18 protein-coding genes are annotated in these 17,104 nt (G+C 72.3%); 8 read left to right on the top strand and 10 right to left on the bottom strand.

Going from position 1 to position 17,104, the window contains the following annotated elements:
* Positions 1 to 69: 69 nt before the first annotated feature.
* From ACILRH_RS13430 to ACILRH_RS13460, 7 genes are read right to left on the bottom strand one after another with little or no spacing between them, the layout of a single operon-like run.
* Positions 70 to 1,218 (bottom strand): acyl-CoA dehydrogenase family protein, encoded by a 1,149-nt coding sequence (locus tag ACILRH_RS13430; protein ID WP_395694051.1) that lies wholly within the window; start codon positions 1,216 to 1,218, stop codon positions 70 to 72.
* On the bottom strand, positions 1,218 to 2,255 hold the full coding sequence (locus tag ACILRH_RS13435; protein ID WP_395694053.1) for an LLM class F420-dependent oxidoreductase: 1,038 nt from the start codon (positions 2,253 to 2,255) through the stop codon (positions 1,218 to 1,220). The genes ACILRH_RS13430 and ACILRH_RS13435 overlap by 1 nt, the downstream gene beginning before the upstream one ends.
* Before the next feature lie 16 nt (positions 2,256 to 2,271).
* The gene (locus ACILRH_RS13440; protein ID WP_395694054.1) at positions 2,272 to 2,787 is read right to left on the bottom strand and encodes a DUF6328 family protein; all 516 of its coding nucleotides are present in this window, start codon (positions 2,785 to 2,787) and stop codon (positions 2,272 to 2,274) included.
* 20 nt (positions 2,788 to 2,807) lie between these two features.
* Complete coding sequence (locus tag ACILRH_RS13445; RefSeq protein ID WP_395694055.1) at positions 2,808 to 3,350, bottom strand: YbaK/EbsC family protein; 543 nt, start codon at positions 3,348 to 3,350, stop codon at positions 2,808 to 2,810.
* Positions 3,351 to 3,385: 35 nt separating this feature from the next.
* The gene (locus tag ACILRH_RS13450; protein ID WP_395694057.1) at positions 3,386 to 3,583 is read right to left on the bottom strand and encodes a PspC domain-containing protein; all 198 of its coding nucleotides are present in this window, start codon (positions 3,581 to 3,583) and stop codon (positions 3,386 to 3,388) included.
* A complete protein-coding gene (locus tag ACILRH_RS13455) occupies positions 3,580 to 3,990 on the bottom strand; it encodes a hypothetical protein (RefSeq protein WP_395694058.1) in 411 nt (136 codons plus the stop codon). Before ACILRH_RS13455 ends, ACILRH_RS13450 begins: the two co-directional genes overlap by 4 nt.
* On the bottom strand, positions 3,987 to 5,261 hold the full coding sequence (locus ACILRH_RS13460; RefSeq protein WP_395694060.1) for a PspC domain-containing protein: 1,275 nt from the start codon (positions 5,259 to 5,261) through the stop codon (positions 3,987 to 3,989). Before ACILRH_RS13460 ends, ACILRH_RS13455 begins: the two co-directional genes overlap by 4 nt.
* A gap of 143 nt (positions 5,262 to 5,404) precedes the next feature.
* On the opposite strand from ACILRH_RS13460, the gene ACILRH_RS13465 reads away from it, so the two are divergent.
* The 4 genes from ACILRH_RS13465 (at position 5,405) to pcrA (ending at position 10,305) form a co-directional block, all read left to right on the top strand.
* Positions 5,405 to 6,730, top strand: a complete 1,326-nt coding sequence (locus ACILRH_RS13465; RefSeq protein ID WP_395694062.1) for a PspC domain-containing protein — start codon at positions 5,405 to 5,407, stop codon at positions 6,728 to 6,730.
* Positions 6,723 to 7,385 carry a LuxR C-terminal-related transcriptional regulator gene (locus ACILRH_RS13470; RefSeq protein WP_395694064.1) on the top strand — a complete coding sequence of 221 codons (663 nt, stop codon included), beginning with the start codon at positions 6,723 to 6,725 and terminating at the stop codon, positions 7,383 to 7,385. Before ACILRH_RS13465 ends, ACILRH_RS13470 begins: the two co-directional genes overlap by 8 nt.
* 91 nt (positions 7,386 to 7,476) lie before the next feature.
* Positions 7,477 to 7,833, top strand: coding sequence for a hypothetical protein (locus tag ACILRH_RS13475; protein ID WP_395694066.1), 357 nt, complete (start codon positions 7,477 to 7,479; stop codon positions 7,831 to 7,833).
* 36 nt (positions 7,834 to 7,869) lie between these two features.
* Positions 7,870 to 10,305 carry a DNA helicase PcrA gene (gene pcrA, locus ACILRH_RS13480; protein WP_395694067.1) on the top strand — a complete coding sequence of 812 codons (2,436 nt, stop codon included), beginning with the start codon at positions 7,870 to 7,872 and terminating at the stop codon, positions 10,303 to 10,305.
* Between the two features lie 224 nt (positions 10,306 to 10,529).
* Here the strand turns inward: pcrA and ACILRH_RS13485 are convergent, their stop codons facing one another.
* Positions 10,530 to 11,630 (bottom strand): peptidoglycan DD-metalloendopeptidase family protein, encoded by a 1,101-nt coding sequence (locus ACILRH_RS13485; RefSeq protein ID WP_395694069.1) that lies wholly within the window; start codon positions 11,628 to 11,630, stop codon positions 10,530 to 10,532.
* 335 nt (positions 11,631 to 11,965) lie between these two features.
* Here ACILRH_RS13485 and ACILRH_RS13490 point away from each other — a divergent pair, with 335 nt between their 5' ends.
* The 4 genes from ACILRH_RS13490 to ACILRH_RS13505 all read left to right on the top strand — a co-directional run bounded on the left by ACILRH_RS13490 (position 11,966) and on the right by ACILRH_RS13505 (position 15,243).
* Entirely contained in the window at positions 11,966 to 12,373 is a 408-nt protein-coding gene (locus ACILRH_RS13490; RefSeq protein WP_395694070.1) for a cobalamin B12-binding domain-containing protein, read from the top strand.
* A 172-nt stretch (positions 12,374 to 12,545) separates the two neighbouring features.
* Complete coding sequence (gene sucC / locus ACILRH_RS13495; RefSeq protein WP_395694072.1) at positions 12,546 to 13,706, top strand: ADP-forming succinate--CoA ligase subunit beta; 1,161 nt, start codon at positions 12,546 to 12,548, stop codon at positions 13,704 to 13,706.
* 19 nt (positions 13,707 to 13,725) lie between these two features.
* Positions 13,726 to 14,619, top strand: a complete 894-nt coding sequence (gene sucD, locus ACILRH_RS13500; RefSeq protein ID WP_395694074.1) for a succinate--CoA ligase subunit alpha — start codon at positions 13,726 to 13,728, stop codon at positions 14,617 to 14,619.
* Between the two features lie 132 nt (positions 14,620 to 14,751).
* On the top strand, positions 14,752 to 15,243 hold the full coding sequence (locus tag ACILRH_RS13505) for an HIT family protein (protein ID WP_395694075.1): 492 nt from the start codon (positions 14,752 to 14,754) through the stop codon (positions 15,241 to 15,243).
* 28 nt (positions 15,244 to 15,271) lie between these two features.
* On the opposite strand, the gene ACILRH_RS13510 is transcribed toward ACILRH_RS13505, so the two are convergent.
* Both ACILRH_RS13510 and ACILRH_RS13515 read right to left on the bottom strand, forming a co-directional pair.
* Entirely contained in the window at positions 15,272 to 16,603 is a 1,332-nt protein-coding gene (locus ACILRH_RS13510; RefSeq protein WP_395694077.1) for a hypothetical protein, read from the bottom strand.
* Positions 16,596 to 17,090 (bottom strand): RNA polymerase sigma factor, encoded by a 495-nt coding sequence (locus ACILRH_RS13515; RefSeq protein WP_395694079.1) that lies wholly within the window; start codon positions 17,088 to 17,090, stop codon positions 16,596 to 16,598. The genes ACILRH_RS13510 and ACILRH_RS13515 overlap by 8 nt, the downstream gene beginning before the upstream one ends.
* Positions 17,091 to 17,104 lie beyond the last annotated feature (14 nt).

Below are 17,104 nucleotides of genomic sequence, written 5' to 3' on the forward strand. Positions count from 1 at the left end.
TGCGGTCCAGCCGCCGGGAGCGATGTGCAGACAACCCGGGTCCCCGGTGGTCTGCCGGACCGCTCGCAGCTAGACCCCCAGGCTGCGCCCGATGATCTCCTTCTGGATCTCGGTGGTGCCGCCGTAGATCGTCTGGATCCGGCCGTCGAGGAACGCCTTGGCGACCGGGTACTCCAGCATGTAGCCGTAGCCGCCGTGCAGCTGGACCGCCTGGTCGGTGACCTTCTTCTGCAGCTCGGTCGTCCACCACTTCGCCATCGAGGCGAGCGACGTGTCGACCTGCCCGGCGTTCAGTCGCTGGACGCAGTCGTTGACGAAGACGCGGGCGATGTGGGCCTCGGTGGCCATCTCGGCGAGCAGGAACCGGTTGTGCTGGAAGCTGCCGATCGGCTTGCCGAAGGCCTCGCGGCCCTTGGCGTACTCGAGCGACAGCGCCAGCATCTGCTCGACCGCGGCGACCGCCATCACCGCGATCGAGATGCGCTCCTGGGGCAGGTTCATCATCAGCGAGATGAAGCCGGAGCCCTCCTGGCCCAGCAGGTTCTCCTTCGGCACGAGGACGTCGTCGAAGAACAGCTCGGCGGTGTCCTGGGCCTTCATCCCCACCTTGTCGAGGTTGCGGCCGCGCTCGAAGCCCTCCATGCCGCGCTCCACCACCAGCAGGCTGATGCCCTGGTGGCCGGCGTCGGGGTTCGTGCGGCACACGACGATCACTAGGTCGGAGAGGATCCCGTTGCTGATGAACGTCTTGGCGCCGTTGAGCACGTAGTGATCGCCCTTGTCGACCGCCGACGTGCGGATGCCCTGCAGGTCCGACCCGGCGCCGGGCTCGGTCATCGCGATCGCGGAGATCAGCTCACCGCTGACGAGGCCCGGGAGCCAGCGCTGCTTCTGCTCCTCGGTGCCCAGCTGGCTGATGTAGGGGACGATGATGTCGGTGTGCACGGGGAAGCCCGGCCCGCTGGCCCCGGCCCGGCACATCTCCTCCGCGACCACCATGTTGTAGCGGAAGTCCTGCACCCCGGCCCCGCCGTACTGCTCGTCGACGTCGAAGCAGAGCAGTCCCTGGTCGCCGGCCGCGCGCCACACCTCGCGGCTGACCTGACCATCGGCCTCCCACTGAGCGTGGTGGGGGACGACCTCCTTCTCGAGGAAGGCGCGGACGGTCTGGCGGAAGTCCTCGTGCTCCTGCTCGAGGATGCTCGGCGCCTCGGGCATCAGGACACCCACTCCTTGACCTGGGCGACCGTCGCGGTCGGGTCGGCGCTGGCCGGTACGACGGACAGCGTGGTCACCCCGGCTTCCGCGAACGCCGCCAGCCGCTCCTTGACGTAGGACTCCGGACCGACGAAGTTGCCGGCCTCCAGCCACTCCATCGGGACCAGCGCCTCGGCCTCCTTCTTCTTGCCGTCGAGGTAGAGGTCCTGGATCTGCTTGGCCTCCTTCTCGTAGCCGTACTGGCAGGCGAGGTCGTTGTAGAAGTTCTTGCCGCGCGCGCCCATGCCGCCGACGTAGAGCGCGTACATCGGGCGGACGAAGTCGAGCAGGGCCTTGGTCTCCGGCCCCTCGCCGATCGCGACCATGCCGCCGGCGCTGACCTCGAGCGGCCCGAGGTCGGCCGACCGCTTCGCGGTGCCCGTGGCGAGGGCGTCGCCCCACACGTCGTGGGCCTTCTCTGGGTAGAAGAGGTGGGGCAGCCAGCCGTCGGCGATCTCGGCGGTCATCGCGACGTTGGCGTCGCCGAGTGCTGCCACCCAGATCGGGATGGTGTCGCGCTCGACCTTGGTGAGGATCTTCAGCGGCTTGCCGAGACCGAGCCCCTGGTCGGCCGGCAGCGGCAGGGTGAAGTTGCGGCCCTGGTGGACCAGCGGCTCACGGCGCAGGCCCATCCGCACGATCTCGATGACCTCGCGGGTCCGGCCCAGCGGACGCTCGTAGGGGATGCCGTGGAAGCCCTCGATCACCTGCGGGCCCGAGGCGCCGAGGCCGAGGACGGCCCGTCCGCCGGACACGTTGTCGAGGCCCGCGGCGGTCTGCAGGATGGCGCTCGGCGTGCGGGAGAAGACGTTGATGATGCCGGCGGCGATCTCGATGGTCTCGGTCTTCGCCGCGAGGTAGCCCATCAGCGTGGGGGAGTCGAACCCGTAGGCCTCGGCGACCCAGACCAGGTCGAGCCCGGCCTTCTCCAGCCCGATGATCTGGTCGGCGGCCTGACGAGGGTTCCCGTCGTACATGAGCGGCATGGAGAGCTTCATTGTGACAGCATAACTGTCACGGTCGGGGCGCCCGCAAGGTCGGGTCCGCCGGTGGTCGGTCCCGTGTCAGGCGCGCCGGGAGCACGACGAGCAGCAGGACGAGGACCAGCAGCGTGCACCCCGAGGCCACCGCGGCGTACGTGCGGTCCACGACGACGTCGAAGACCAGCATCACCATGCCGGACACCAGGAGGGTCAGGCAGGTCAGCACGCCGTAGACGAGCCGGTGCGCGGAGCCGACGATGCGCTCCTTCACGTGCTGACCCGACAGGCGCCGGTGGATGGCGACCGGGGCGAGCACCAGAGCGGTCGTGAGGGCCGCGAGGAGCACCAGCCCGAGGTACAGGCCGCGCTGGGCGGTGTCGAGCGTCGCGAACTTCTGCTGGAACGGCAGCGTGAGCAGGAACCCCGCGGTCAGCTGCGCCCCGGTCTGCATGACGCGAAGCTCCTGGAGGAGGTCGTTCCACAACCGGTCGAGCCGCTCCTCGCGGGTCTCGTCCCTGCCGTCGGTGCCGGCCCGCTCGTCTCCCATGCGAGCACTTCTACCCCGGATCAGCCGGCGAGATTCTCGACGACCTCCGCACCCGGCAGCTCGGCAGCGAGCGCGCCGGGGATCAACAGCTTGGAACGGCGCACGCCCGACCCGATGACGGCCACCGGGACGTCCAGAACCCGGGTGTCGACCAGCAGCCGCCACCCGGCGGGAAGCCCGACCGGGGTGATCCCGCCGTACTCCATGCCCGACTCCTCGACCGCGCGGTCCATCGACAGGAACGTCGCCTTGCGGACGTCGAGGGTGCGCCGGACCAGGTTGTTGACGTCGGCGCGGGTGTCGGCGCGGACCAGGCAGGCGGCGACCCGCTCGTCGCCGGCCCGCTTCCCAGCCACCACGACACAGTTCGCGCCGGTGTCCATGCCGAGGTCGTAGGCCTCGGCGAGCGCCGCGGTGTCCGCGAGCGCTGGGTCGATCTCGACGACGCCGACCCGGTCGGCGTGCGGCCACGCGCGGAGCGCGGCGGCGACCGGGTCGGCGAGCAGATCGGGACGCTGCAGGGCGGGCACCGTGGCGAGTCGGCCCAGGGTCGGCGTGCTCATGGCGGCCATCCTGTCACCGGCTCGCGAAGGGGTTCTCAGACCTCCGGCACGAGGATCCACGCGGCCAGGTAGGCGATCAGCGCGGTTCCGCCGGTGAACACCACGGCGACCACGGCCAGCAGCCGGACCAGCGTCGGGTCGACCGCGAGGTAGTCGGCCAGGCCGGAGCAGACCCCCGCGACCATGCGGTCGTCGCGGCGACGGACCAGGCGTCGGGTGTCGGTGGTGTTCATCGTTCCTCCTCGGGATCGGTGGTGCTCTCGATGACGGCGGTGTCGCCGTCGGTGGTGGTGGATGCGGTGGTCTCGGTCGTGGTCTCGGTCGTGGTCTCGGTAGGGGTCTCGGTAGGGGTGCTCGGTCCGGCACTGCCGGCCGCGGGCTCGACCCAGCCCGTCTGCCGGGTGGCCCACCGGCGGCTGCCGGAGAGGGCCAGGGCCAGCAGGCCGCCGGCGCCGGCGAGGACCCAGGGGACCGGGAGCAGCCAGCGCACGTCGCCGCCGGCGACGACCTCGCCCTGCACCAGGGCCCAGACCCCGACGATGCCGAGGAAGGCGATGCCCATCACCAGGTGCCCCACGTTCACGGGGTGGCGCCCGGTCGGACGCTCGGTGGGGGCGGTGGACGTGGTGGTCGTGCTCATCGGTGGCTCACCTCGATCTCGCCGACACCCAGGTGGGTGTCGAGGACGATGTGGGGCTCCGTGGGATCCACGGGCCCGTCGGACGCGGTCTCGGAGACGTCGATCCCGCCGTGCTCGACCCCGAAGAGGGTCACGTGGCCGGGGCCGTCGACGTCCGCGACGACGCGGGCGCCCAGCTCGGTGGGCAGGATGACCTCGATGCGGCCCACGCCGCCCTCGACCTCGATCCGCCGCCCGTCCAGGGCCGACACGTCGCTCACCCGGCTCAGGTCGATCACCTGCTCGCCGGCGTCGAGCCAGTAGCGGCTCTCGACCGCCGAGGCGGACGCAGGGGTCTCACGGACCCGGTCGCCCTCCCACCGGTCGGCCGCGGTCGTGACCGCCAGCACGCCGGCTGCGAGCAGGCCGACCAGGATGATCCCGCCGGCGCGACCGTAGAACGCGCCCACCAGGAGCATCACGCCGCAGATCGCCACGGCCAGCGCCGGGTACGCCGACGGTGCGACGTCCACGCCGGCCAGGTCGACGATCCCGAGCACGCCCTCGGCGAGGGCGAGGAGCGCGAGGGTGAACCAGAACAGGATCGGCCCCCGCCTGCGCGGGTTCGGGGGACGCACGGGCGGCGGAGGCACGTACGGCTGGTAGTAGCTCGGCGCGGCTGGTGCCGGCGCCGGCGCCGGGACCGGCGCCGGGGTCGGTGCCTCGGGCGAGGGGGGCGTCACGGGCGAGGCCGGCTGGTAGGTCGAGGGGGGGCCCGCGGCGTACGTGGGTGCGTAGGCCGGCGGCGCGCCGGCCGGCGGGTACGCCGGGGGGACCGGCGGCGCCGGCGGGGTGCTGTTGCGCGTCAGGAGCCACAGGGCCACCAGGGCGACCAGGGCGATCGGCCACGGGAACCAGAAGGCGCCCCACGAGTCGCCGATCACGGCGAGCGCCGCGACCGCGCCGATGATGGCCAGCGCCACGGTCCGGCTGCGCTCGTCGAGGTGCAGAGGTGCCCGCATGGCACCGTCCTCGGGCACCAGCAGCCAGCAGGCGCCGTAGAGGATCAGGCCGGCACCGCCGAAGAAGACGAGCACCACGAACGCCACCCGCAGGACGAGCGGGTCGACGTCGAGGTGGCGCGCCAGGCCGCCGGCGACGCCCGCGACCTTGCGGTCGGTGCGCGAGCGGCGCAGGCGGCCGAGGTCGCGGACCTCCTCGCCGGTGACCCGCGGACCGGGCTGGCCGGTGTCGTGCGGGGGAGGGGGTGCTGCAGGCGGGGTCGTGGTCATGGCACCAGCCTGTCCCTCCCGGGCGCCCCGGACCATCGGGGACGCCCCTGATCCTGGTCGTGCCACCCGGTCCCGGGCTCAGGGTCAGGTCGGGGTCGGCCCTCATGGTGGCGGGTCCCCGCTGGTGGGACGATGGAGGGGACATGAGCCTTCCGCACACCGCCGCCGACGCTCCGGTCCCGCTCGGTGGCCGGCGCGCGGCGCGCGACACCCAGGAGCCGATCTTCGGCGGCGTGGGCGCCGGGCTCGCCCGGCACCTCGCCGTGCCGGTCCTCTGGGTCCGCGCCGGCTTCGTCCTGGCGGCCTTCTTCGGTGGCCTCGGCGTCGTCCTCTACGCCGGTCTGTGGTGGATGCTCCCGGCCGACACCCACTTCGAGACCGCGGCGCCCGGCATCGAGAGCGCGACCCGCGGGGGACGCCGGCCGGGCCGGATCCGTCGCCTCGGCGACCTCGGCCCCGTCATCGCCGTGGCGGCGCTCGGGCTCGGCGGCATCCTGCTGCTGCAGGCGGTCCTGGGTCGCGGCGCGGTCTTCTGGCCGATGGTGATCGGCATCATCGGCATCGGGCTGCTCTGGCGGCAGGCCGACGAGGCCCAGCGCGAGCGCTGGCTCGACAGCGGCGGACGGGTCGACATCTACCGGGTCGTGTTCGGGAGCGGCGGCTGGGCGTCGTACGCCCGCGTCGCCGCCGGCGTCCTCCTCGTGCTCCTCGCCCTCGTCCTCTACTCGGTGCACGGTGGGTCGCTGTCGATGGCGCGCGACATCACGGTCGCGGCGGTGCTCACCATCGTCGGGCTCGGCATCGTGATCGGCCCGTGGGTCTACCGGCTCGCCTCCGACCTGAGCGACGAGCGCGCGGAGCGCGTGCGCACCCAGGAGCGCGCCGACGTGGCGGCCCACCTGCACGACTCGGTCCTGCAGACCCTCGCGCTGATCCAGAAGAACGCCGACGACGGCCCGACGGTCGCGCGGCTGGCCCGCGCCCAGGAGCGTGACCTGCGGGCCTGGCTCTACGCAGGGGAGTCGACCGACGAGCGGACGCTGGCCAGCGCGTTGCGCGGCCTCGCCGCACGCGTCGAGGACGAGTACGCCGTCTCCGTCGACGTCGTCACGGTGGGCGACTGCGACTCCGACGAGCTGCTCCGACCCCTCGTCCAGGCGGCCGGGGAGGCCGTCACCAACGCCGCCAAGCACGCGGGCACCGGGCGCGTCGACGTCTACGCCGAGGTGAACCCGGGGGCCGTGGACGTGTTCGTCCGCGACCGGGGCAGCGGCTTCGACCTCGGCGCCGTGCCGGCGGACAGGTACGGCGTGCGGCACAGCATCGTGGACCGCATGCAGCGGCACGGCGGGACGGCCGAGGTCCGGTCGACCCCCGGCGAGGGCACCGAGGTGCGGCTGCACCTCGCCCGCCAGCCAGAGGCTCAGCCCCAGGCCCAGCCCCAGTTCGAGGAGGACAGCCATGAGTGACCTGGTCAGCGTCGTCATCGTCGACGACCACGCCATGTTCCGCCGCGGCGTGCGCGCCGAGCTCGAGAGCGTGGGCCGCGGGGTGGTCGAGGTGCTCGCCGAGGCCGCGGACGTGGACGAGGCGGTGGCCGCGGTCGGCCACCACCGGCCCGCCGTCGTCCTCCTCGACGTGCACCTGCCCGGGGGTGGTGGCGCCGAGGTGATGCGCAGGGTGACCGCCACGGGTGCGTCCCCCGGGACCCGCTACCTCGCCCTCAGCGTGTCGGACGCGGCCGAGGACGTCATCGGCACGATCCGCGGCGGCGCGCGCGGCTACGTCACCAAGACGATCACCGGACCGGAGCTGGTGCAGGCCATCCAGCGGGTGTCGGAGGGCGATGCGGTCTTCTCGCCGCGCCTGGCCGGGTTCGTGCTCGACGCCTTCTCCGGGTCGATCGACGTCGCGGCGGTGGACGAGGACCTCGACCGGCTCACCGAGCGGGAGCGTGAGGTGATGCGGCTGATCGCCCGCGGCTACTCCTACAAGGAGGTGGCCAAGGAGCTGTTCATCTCCATCAAGACCGTCGAGACCCACATGTCCAGCGTGCTGCGCAAGCTCCAGCTCTCCTCGCGCCACGAGCTGACCCGCTGGGCCTCCGACCGCCGCCTGCTCTGACGGGGACGCTGCGTCCCACGGCCGTCCGGGTGTGGTCAGATCTGATGGGCGCGGTCGTCGCACGCAGGAGGCCACGTCCTAGGATCCGGGCATGGAGTTCCTGGAGCACCTGCTGCTCGTCGTCCACATCCTCGGCTTCTCCGCCCTGCTCGGCGGCCTGCTGGTGCAGGCGCGCAGCCCCGAGAAGTCGGTCAACGCGCTGATGCGCGACGGCATCGGCACCGCCTTCGTGGCCGGCCTGCTGATGGTCGGCGTCATCGAGGCCGACGACGGCGAGATCAACAACACCAAGATCGCCGTCAAGGGCGTCATCGCGCTCGTGATCCTGGTGCTGACCATGGCGAACCTGCGCAAGCCGCGGATCTCCCAGGGGCTCTGGGCGCTCCTGCTCCTGCTCACCGTCGCCAACATCTGCATCGCGGTGCTCTGGGAGACCTCGGGCACCTGATCGTCGTCGGTGCCCGCCCGTAGGCTGGGCACCGAGATGAGCAGCTCGATCCCCCTCCCCGGCCTGGAGTCCCTTGCGCCCGCCGAGGCCCGCACCACCCGCAGCGGCCCGACCTCCGACGAGCTCCTCGCGGGGCTCAACGAGCCGCAGCGGGCGGCGGTGGTGCACCAGGGCGCGCCCCTGCTCGTCGTGGCCGGCGCCGGCTCCGGCAAGACCCGCGTGCTCACCCGCCGGATCGCCTGGCTGATCTCCGAGCGCGGCGCGCACCCGGGCTCGATCCTCGCCATCACCTTCACCAACAAGGCCGCTGCCGAGATGAAGGAGCGCGTCGAGGAGCTGGTCGGCAAGCGGGCCCGGATCATGTGGGTCTCGACGTTCCACTCGGCGTGCGTGCGCATCCTGCGCAAGGAGATCACCGCGCTGGAGGTCGGGGGCGAGGGCTTCCGTTCCAACTTCTCGATCTACGACGCGGCCGACCAGAAGCGCCTGATGACCCTGGTCTGCAACGACCTCGACCTCGACCCCCGGCGCTACCAGCCCGGCGCGATGCTGCACTGGGTCTCCAACCAGAAGAACGAGCTGCGCGACCCCGAGGACGCCACCAAGGATGCCCGCAACCACCTCGAGGAGACCTACGCGGCCGTCTACACGACCTACCAGCGCCGGCTGCGCGAGGCCAACGCGTTGGACTTCGACGACCTGATCATGTTCACCGTCCACCTCTTCCAGCAGCTCCCCGAGGTCCGCGAGACCTACCGGCGCCGGTTCCGGCACGTCCTGGTCGACGAGTACCAGGACACCAACCACGCCCAGTACGCGCTGATCCACCAGCTGTGCGCCCACCAGATGGAGGAGCAGGCGGACCTCGGCACGGAGCGGGTCGAGCCGGCCGAGCTGATGGTGGTGGGGGACGCCGACCAGTCGATCTACGCCTTCCGTGGTGCGAACATCCGCAACATCCTCGACTTCGAGCAGGACTTCCCCAACGCCACGTCGATCCTGCTGGAGCAGAACTACCGCTCCACCCAGACGATCCTCAACGCCGCCAACGCGGTCATCGGCCACAACAAGGGCCGGAAGGAGAAGCGGCTGTGGTCCGACGCCGGGGACGGCGAGCGGATCGTCGGCTACGTCGCCGACGACGAGCACGACGAGGCCCGGTTCGTCTCCGAGGAGATCGACAAGCTCACCGACGAGGGCGCGCACCGGCCCGGCGACGTGGCGGTCTTCTACCGCACCAACGCGCAGTCCCGCGTGTTCGAGGAGGTGTTCATCCGCCTCGGCATGCCCTACAAGGTCGTCGGCGGCGTCCGCTTCTACGAGCGTCGGGAGATCCGGGACGCGCTGGCCTACCTGCGGCTGCTGGTCAACCCGGCCGACCAGGTCTCGCTGCGGCGGATCCTCAACACGCCCAAGCGCGGCATCGGTGACCGGGCGGTCGCGTGCGTCAACGCGCTCGCCGAGCGCGAGCGCATCACGTTCTGGGAGGCGCTGCGGCGGGCGGAGGACGCCCCGGGGCTCGCCACCCGCTCGCTGACCCAGATCCAGGGCTTCGTCGCCCTGGTCGAGGAGCTGCAGTCGATGGTCGACGGCGGCGAGCGGCCCGACGTCGTGCTGGAGACGACGCTGGCACGGTCGGGCTACCTCACCTCGCTCGAGGAGAGCGACGACCCGCAGGACGAGGCCCGCCTGGAGAACCTCGCCGAGCTCGTCGCCGTGGCCCGCGAGTTCGCCGACGACCCACTCGCCGGCCCGTCCGCGGACCCGGCCGACGTCGAGGCCGGCACGGTCGCGCCCGGCCTCGCCGACCTCCTCGAGCGCGTGGCGCTGGTCGCCGACGCGGACCAGATCCCCGACGACGACCCCGACGACTCAGGGGTCGTGACCCTGATGACCCTGCACACCGCCAAGGGCCTGGAGTTCCCCGTCGTCTTCCTCACCGGGCTCGAGGACGGCGTCTTCCCGCACGCCCGCGCCCTGGGCGACCAGACCGAGCTGGAGGAGGAGCGCCGGCTGGCGTACGTCGGCGTCACCCGGGCCCGCGAGCGGTTGTTCATCTCCCGGGCGGTGGTGCGCTCGGCCTGGGGGGCCCCGTCGCACAACCCGGGGTCGCGCTTCCTCGACGAGCTCCCGGTCGACCTGGTCGACTGGCGTCGCACCGAGGCGGCCCAGACGCGGTGGGGTCGTCCCGATCTGGCCGGCGGCTCACCGGCCCGGCTCGGCAGTCCCACCGCCGCCGGACGGCGCAACTTCTCCGCCGCGGCGGTGCGCGCCGACGCCGCGGCCCGCGCGAAGCCGGCCCGGGCGGTGCCGAGCCTGGAGCCGGGCGACCGGGTCCTCCACGACTCCTTCGGCCTCGGCACCGTCGTCGCCCTCGAGGGAGTCGCCGAGAAGGCGGTCGCCTCGATCGACTTCGGCTCGGAGGGCGTCAAGCGCCTGCTGCTGCGCTACGCGCCGGTGGAGAAGCTCTGACAGCGGAGCTGTCAGAGCTTCTGATGGTGGTCGAGCGAGCCGCGCGACCGAGGAACGAGGTCGCGACCGGCGTGTCGAGACCCAGTGAGGTGTCCACGGGCGGCGATGTCGTGATCACCGCCGGAGGGCACGTCACCGGGTCTCGATGCGCTCTTTCCGGCCTCGCGAGCTCGGCCGGAGACGCTTACTCGACCACCAACGACGAGTCCGCTGGCGCGTCCTCGTCAGGGCTGGAGGCCGTGGACGACCAGCGCCTGGTAGGGGTCGACCGGGTCGCCGGCGCCGGGGCGGACCTCGAGGTGCAGGTGCGGGCCGGTGGTGTTGCCGGTGGAGCCGACGGTGCCGATCTCGTCACCGGCGTGGACCTCCTGGCCGACCGTCACCTCGTAGGAGGTCTGGTGGCAGTACCAGAGCTCGGTGCCGTCGTCGAGGGTGATCACGGTCTTGTTGCCGTAGGCCCCGTCGTAGCCGACCGAGGTCACGACGCCGTTCGCGACGGCGTGGATCGGGGTGCCGCTGGGTGCCGCGAAGTCGAGCCCGGTGTGCACGCTGGACCACAGCCCGCTGACCTCGCCGAACCGGGCGGTGAGGTGGTAGACGCCGGGCGTGACCGGGAGCTGCCACTGGTTGAGGCGGAGCTTGGCGGCCTGCTGCTCGGCCTGCTGGGCGAACTTCGCGAGCGCGGCGTCGCGCTGCTTGAGCTGGGACTCGGCCTGGTCGACCAGGCGGGCGTCGGTCGCGTCGGCGAGCGCGTCGCGCCGCGAGTCACGCGAGATGGTGGAGCGGTCCAGCAGGCTCACCCGCGAGACGTCGCTGGCGCCGCTGAGGGCACTGGCCTGGCTGAACCGGGCGTCCTGACCCGACAGGCCGGTGCCGGCCGCGGTGAGCGCGCCGCCGGCGGAGATGGCGAGTGCGGCGACCCCGATGAGGACCGGCGGCGACGGCAGGCCGCGGAAGAGCGGGCCGCGGGCGGAGGAGTGCCGGCTGGCGACCCGCTTGCCGCGGGGACGCGACGCGCGCCGCGGCTCGGCGATCTCGGGGGCCACCAGGTGCGCGGTCGGCAGGTCGGCCGGGGCCGCCTCGACCGGGCGCAGCTCGGCCGGGTGGTCCGCCACGGGCGGACCGGCGACCGGCAGCTCGGCGGCGGCGCGAGCATGGACCTCGGCCTGCACGACGGCGTGGACACCGGTCGCGTGGAGGTCGGTGACCGCAGCAGGGGTGATCTCGGACGAACTGGGTACGAGGACCTCAGCGGTGCGCTCGAGGGGTGCGGCCGGGTTGGCCTTCGACCTCGCGGGCTTGGTGGCCCGGCGCTTTCCCGCCACCGACGCGCTTGCGCCAGGGGTCGGGAGGTCCGAGGGACGGCGGCTGTGGCCGCGACGGTCCGCTCGGTGGTTACCCATAGATGACTACTCCGCTGCTCGGGGATTCAGACGGCGAGGCCCGACTGTAACGGAAAGGTCACGGCGTCGGGCAATCGGCCTCGGTCGTCTGTGGACCACGAGGAGCACGCCGCCCCCCGAGACGGCGGCGCCCCACAGGTGTTCTGACCGGTTCTCCCCGCCAGGAAACGTCCTCGGACGAAGAATTTCCGCTCGCCCGCCAGCGGCAGCCGCGGCCGGGGACGTGGCGATGATCACGGGTCCGCTAGCCTGCGGCCATGACCGTCACCTCCACGCGCCGGATCCGGATCGTGGTCGCCAAGCCCGGCCTCGACGGGCACGACCGCGGGGCCAAGATCGTCGCCCGGGCGCTGCGCGACGCGGGTCACGAGGTCATCTACACCGGGCTGCACCAGACCCCCGAGCAGATCGTCGAGACCGCGATCCAGGAGGACGCCGACCTGATCGGCCTCTCGGTGCTCTCCGGTGCGCACATGACGCTGTTCCGGCGGCTCGTCGAGCTGCTCGCCGAGCGCGACGCGTCCGACATCGTGGTCTTCGGTGGCGGGATCATCCCGGACGAGGACATCCCCGTCCTCGAGGAGATCGGGGTGGCCAAGGTGTTCACTCCGGGTGCCGCCACCGGCGAGATCACCGGCTGGGTCGCCCAGCAGTTCGCCGACTGACGCGGCCGGGCAGGAGCCCGGGCGTGGCCCGCGTCACGTCCGCCCACCCTCGTCGTACGCCGGAGGCCAGGTCTAGGGTGCGAAGGTCACCCGGGGCCCCGGCGGGTGCCGCGCGCCCGCCCGCCCCGTCGTGGAGCCCCGACCAGAACCCCCTAGAGGACATGGTGGATCAGTGGACCTGATGGAGTACCAGGCGAAGGAGCTCTTCGCCAAGCACGACGTACCGGTCACGACGGGCATCGTCGCGACGACCCCCGAGGAGGCGAGGGCCGCCGCCGAGGAGCTGGGTGTGGTCGTCGTCAAGGCACAGGTCAAGGTGGGCGGCCGCGGCAAGGCCGGCGGCGTCAAGCTCGCCAAGACCCCCGACGAGGCCGAGGAGCACGCCCGCGCGATCCTGGGCATGGACATCAAGGGCCACACCGTGCACCGGGTCCTCGTCGCGCCGGGTGCCGCCATCGAGGAGGAGTACTACTTCTCCTTCCTGCTCGACCGGTCCAACCGGCAGTACCTCTGCATCGCCAGCGTCGAGGGCGGCGTCGAGATCGAGGAGGTCGCCAAGACCAACCCGGACGCGGTGAAGAAGATCCCGATCCACCCGGGCACCGGCGTCGACGAGGCGAAGGCACGGGAGATCGTGGCCGAGGCGGGCTTCCCCGCCCCGCTGACCGACCAGGCCGTCGCCACCGTGCTGGCGCTGTGGAAGGTGTTCGACGAGGAGGACGCGACGCTCGTCGAGGTCAACCCGCTCGCGCGGCTGGCCGGCGACAAGCTCGAGGCGCTCGACGGCAAGGTGACCCTGGACGCGAACGCGGACTTCCGCCACCCGGAGCACGAGGCCTTCGTCCTGCGTGACGAGGAGGACCCGCTCGAGGCCCAGGCCAAGGACAAGAACCTCAACTACGTCAAGCTCGACGGCGAGGTCGGCATCATCGGGAACGGCGCCGGACTGGTCATGTCGACGCTCGACGTCGTCGCCTACGCCGGTGAGCACCACGGCGGCGTCCGCCCGGCCAACTTCCTGGACATCGGTGGCGGCGCGAACGCCCAGGTGATGGCCGACGGTCTGCACGTGATCCTCGGGGACCAGCAGGTCAAGGCGGTCTTCGTGAACGTCTTCGGCGGCATCACCGCCTGTGACGAGGTCGCCAAGGGCATCGTCGGCGCGCTGGAGATCCTCGGCGACGAGGCCACCAAGCCGCTGGTCGTCCGCCTCGACGGCAACAACGTCGACGAGGGCCGCCGCATTCTGAACGAAGCCAACCACCCGCTGGTGACCATGGTCGACACCATGGACGGAGCGGCCGACAAGGTCGCCGAGCTGGCGAACGCCTGAGACCGGAGAACCAGAACAGATGTCGATCTACCTGAACAAGGACTCCAAGATCATCGTCCAGGGCATGACGGGCGGGATGGGGTCCAAGCACACCGCCCTCATGGTCGAGGCCGGATCGCAGGTCGTGGGCGGCGTCAACGCCCGCAAGGCCGGCACCAGCGTCGAGCTCGGTGGCAAGGAGCTCCCCGTCTTCGGGACGGTGGCCGAGGCGATGGCCGAGACCGGGGCGGACGTCTCGGTCGTCTTCGTCCCGCCGGCGTTCACCAAGGACGCCTGCCTCGAGGCAGTGGACGCCGGCATCGGCCTGCTCGTGGTCATCACCGAGGGCGTCCCGGTCCAGGACACCGCCGAGGTGTGGTCCTACCTCCACAGCGACGCCAACGTCGGCGGCACCCGGATGATCGGGCCGAACTGTCCCGGCATCATCACCCCCGGTGAGTCCCTGGCCGGCATCACGCCGGCGACGATCGCGGGCACCGGCCCGGTCGGCCTGGTCTCGAAGTCCGGCACGCTGACCTACCAGATGATGTTCGAGCTGAAGGACTACGGCTTCTCCACCGCGATCGGCATCGGCGGGGACCCGATCGTCGGGACCTCGCACATCGACGCCCTCGCGGCGTTCGAGGCGGACCCCGACACGAAGGCGATCGTCATGATCGGCGAGATCGGCGGTGACGCCGAGGAGCGGGCCGCGGCGTACATCAAGGAGCACGTCACCAAGCCGGTGGTCGGGTACGTCGCGGGCTTCACCGCCCCCGAGGGCAAGACCATGGGCCACGCCGGCGCCATCGTGTCCGGGTCCTCCGGCACGGCGCAGGCGAAGAAGGAGGCCCTCGAGGCCGTCGGCGTCAAGGTCGGCAAGACGCCGTCGGAGACCGCCGAGCTGATGCGTGAGGTGCTCGCCGCACTCTGAGCCCCTGTCGTCACTCCTGTCGTCACCCCCTGTCGTCACCCCCTGTCGTCACTCACTGTCATCGCACGGCCCCGGGACCTCGCGTCCCGGGGCCGTGCGACGTCCGGGGGCCGGGCGGGCTTGGATGGAGCCATGGATGCGGTGGAGGACTGGCGGGCGGACCGGATCGGGTCGGCACGGCGCGGGACCAACCCGACGGTCCTGGCGAGGCTGCCGCAGTCCTACGCGGTCATCGGTGTCACCCAGCTCCTGCCGGGCTACTGCGTGCTGCTGGTCGACGATCCTCGAGTCGACCGCCTGACAGACCTGCCGAGGCAGCGCCGCCTGGAGTTCCTCGCCAGCATGGACCTGCTCGGCGAGGCCGTCGAGGCCGCGTGCCGGGCGACCCAGCCGGGGTTCCGGCGGCTGAACTACGAGATCCTCGGCAACACCGACGCCTACCTGCACGCCCACCTGTTCCCGCGATACGACTGGGAGCCCGCCGAGCGGGTCGGCCACCCCGTCTGGCTCTACGGCACCGAGGCGCTCGCCGACGGAGCCGTGGCGCTCTCCGCCCGCCACGACGGACTCCGGGCTCGGATCGTCGCCGAGCTTGACCGCCTCGCCCCGGTCCGGCCGCTCTGACGGTCGGGTCGGGACTTCTCGAGGTGGGTCAGCAGCCGGTCTCGGTCCAGACGCAGAGCTCGGGGAGCATCCCTGCGGTGTCCTTCGTCAGCGTCTCGGCGCCGGTCGCCGCGGTGTCGGCGCTCCACTCGCCGCCCTGGTAGGTCGCGTAGACGGCGCGACCGACCGCGGCGAGCTGGTAGATGCCTCCTCCGAGCCCCTGCTCGGGCAGCACGGCGAAGGTCACGGCGTCGTCGGCGCCGGGCACGGCGACGTCGTACGTCGTCGCGTCGGCGCAGCCGGCCGCCGCCTGCCGCACCGCGTCGAGGGCGGCGGTGACCTCGGCGGACCGGGCGAAGGTGACCAGCTCCCGGGCCTCGAGGTACTCCGGACCGGTCGCGGTGACGGCGAGCCGCTCCACGCCGGGGACCGGCCAGGTCGTGCTGCCGCACAGCTCGACCGGCGGGACGCCGTCGGCCGTCGCCGACGGCCCGACCAGCGGCCCGCCGTCCTGGGAGTGCAGGCCGCGGTCGAGCGGGAAGTCGGCCGGGATGGCGCTGACGGCGCCCTCACCGGTGCTGGCGGTGGGCGACGTCGGTGCTCCTGCGCAGGGCGTGGCGGAGAAGACGCACAGCTGGTCGACGACCGGCTGGGAGAGCGCGGTCAGCGCCGGCAGCGTCTGCTGGATCGCCTGCTCACCGGCGGCGGACGTGTGGGTCGAGCCCACGAACACGGCGTTGCCGACCCGCGCCACCTCGATGAGCGTGAGGTCGGAGAGCGTGCTCGGGTCGAACCGGACCTGCTGGCTGATCACGAGCGACTCGTCGGCCGGGACCGACGCGTCGACCGTGCCCCACACGACGTCGTTGCCTCCGGCGCGGTCCTCGGGGCAGCCCTGCACCGCCTCCCGGAGGCCGGCCACCTCGCGTGCGGCCGTGGCGCTGTCCGGGAAGAGGGCTACGGTGCGCGCGGCGGAGCTCTCCGTGCCCGGCTCTGCGTACGTGGCACCGACCGTGTCGGCCGAGCTGCCCGGCAGCGCGAACGCCGACGTGCCGCACAGGGAGAAGCTGTCGATCGCGCTCCTCGGGCTGGCCTGGAACCGCACCGGGGACGAGGCGGGGACCGCCGTGATGTCGAACGTCTCCGGGACGGTCGTGACGACGGACGGCGCCGGTGCGGGCTGCAGCTGCGAGGAGGAGGAGTGGCCGGCGAGGACGGCGATCGGGGCGACGACGGCCGCAACCGCGGCGAGGCCACCCACGGCGGCCAGGGCGTTGTTGCGCCGGCGGATCTTGTCGCCGCGCCGGCGCACCTCGGTGGGCGGCAGCGGGGTGAGGGGAGGCATGGCGAAACCTTCGAGCTCGTCGATCGGGTCAGGCATGACGGAGTCCTTCCTCCTCGGACAGCAGCGCGGCCAGCGCTGCTCTCCCGCGGCTGAGCCGGGCCTTGATGGTGCCTTCGGGGACGCCGACCTCGCGAGCGACGTCGTGCACGGGCAGGTCGGCGATGTGGTGCAGCACCAGCGCCTGGCGCTGCGCCTCGGGGAGCTGCTTGAGCGCCTCGACCAGGGCCACGTGCGCCTCGCTGGGTGCAGCGGCGACGACGGGTGCGCCGACTGCCCGGTCGACCGGCCTGCGGCCGCGCACGGTCCGCCGCCAACGGCTGACCGCGAGGCGGTACGCCGTGGTGCGCACCCACGCCTCCGGGTGCTCTGCCCGGTCGAGCTTGCGGCGGTGCGCCCAGGCCCGGGCGAACGCCTCCTGGACGCACTCCTGGGCCTCGTCGCGGCTGCCGATCATGGCGTAGACCTGGGCCGTGACCCGTTGGAAGGACGCCGAGTAGAAGTCGTCGAACTCGCGTTCGTCCATCGACCCGTCCCGTC

Source organism: Nocardioides sp., assembly GCF_044226765.1.
Taxonomy (GTDB): domain Bacteria; phylum Actinomycetota; class Actinomycetes; order Propionibacteriales; family Nocardioidaceae; genus Nocardioides.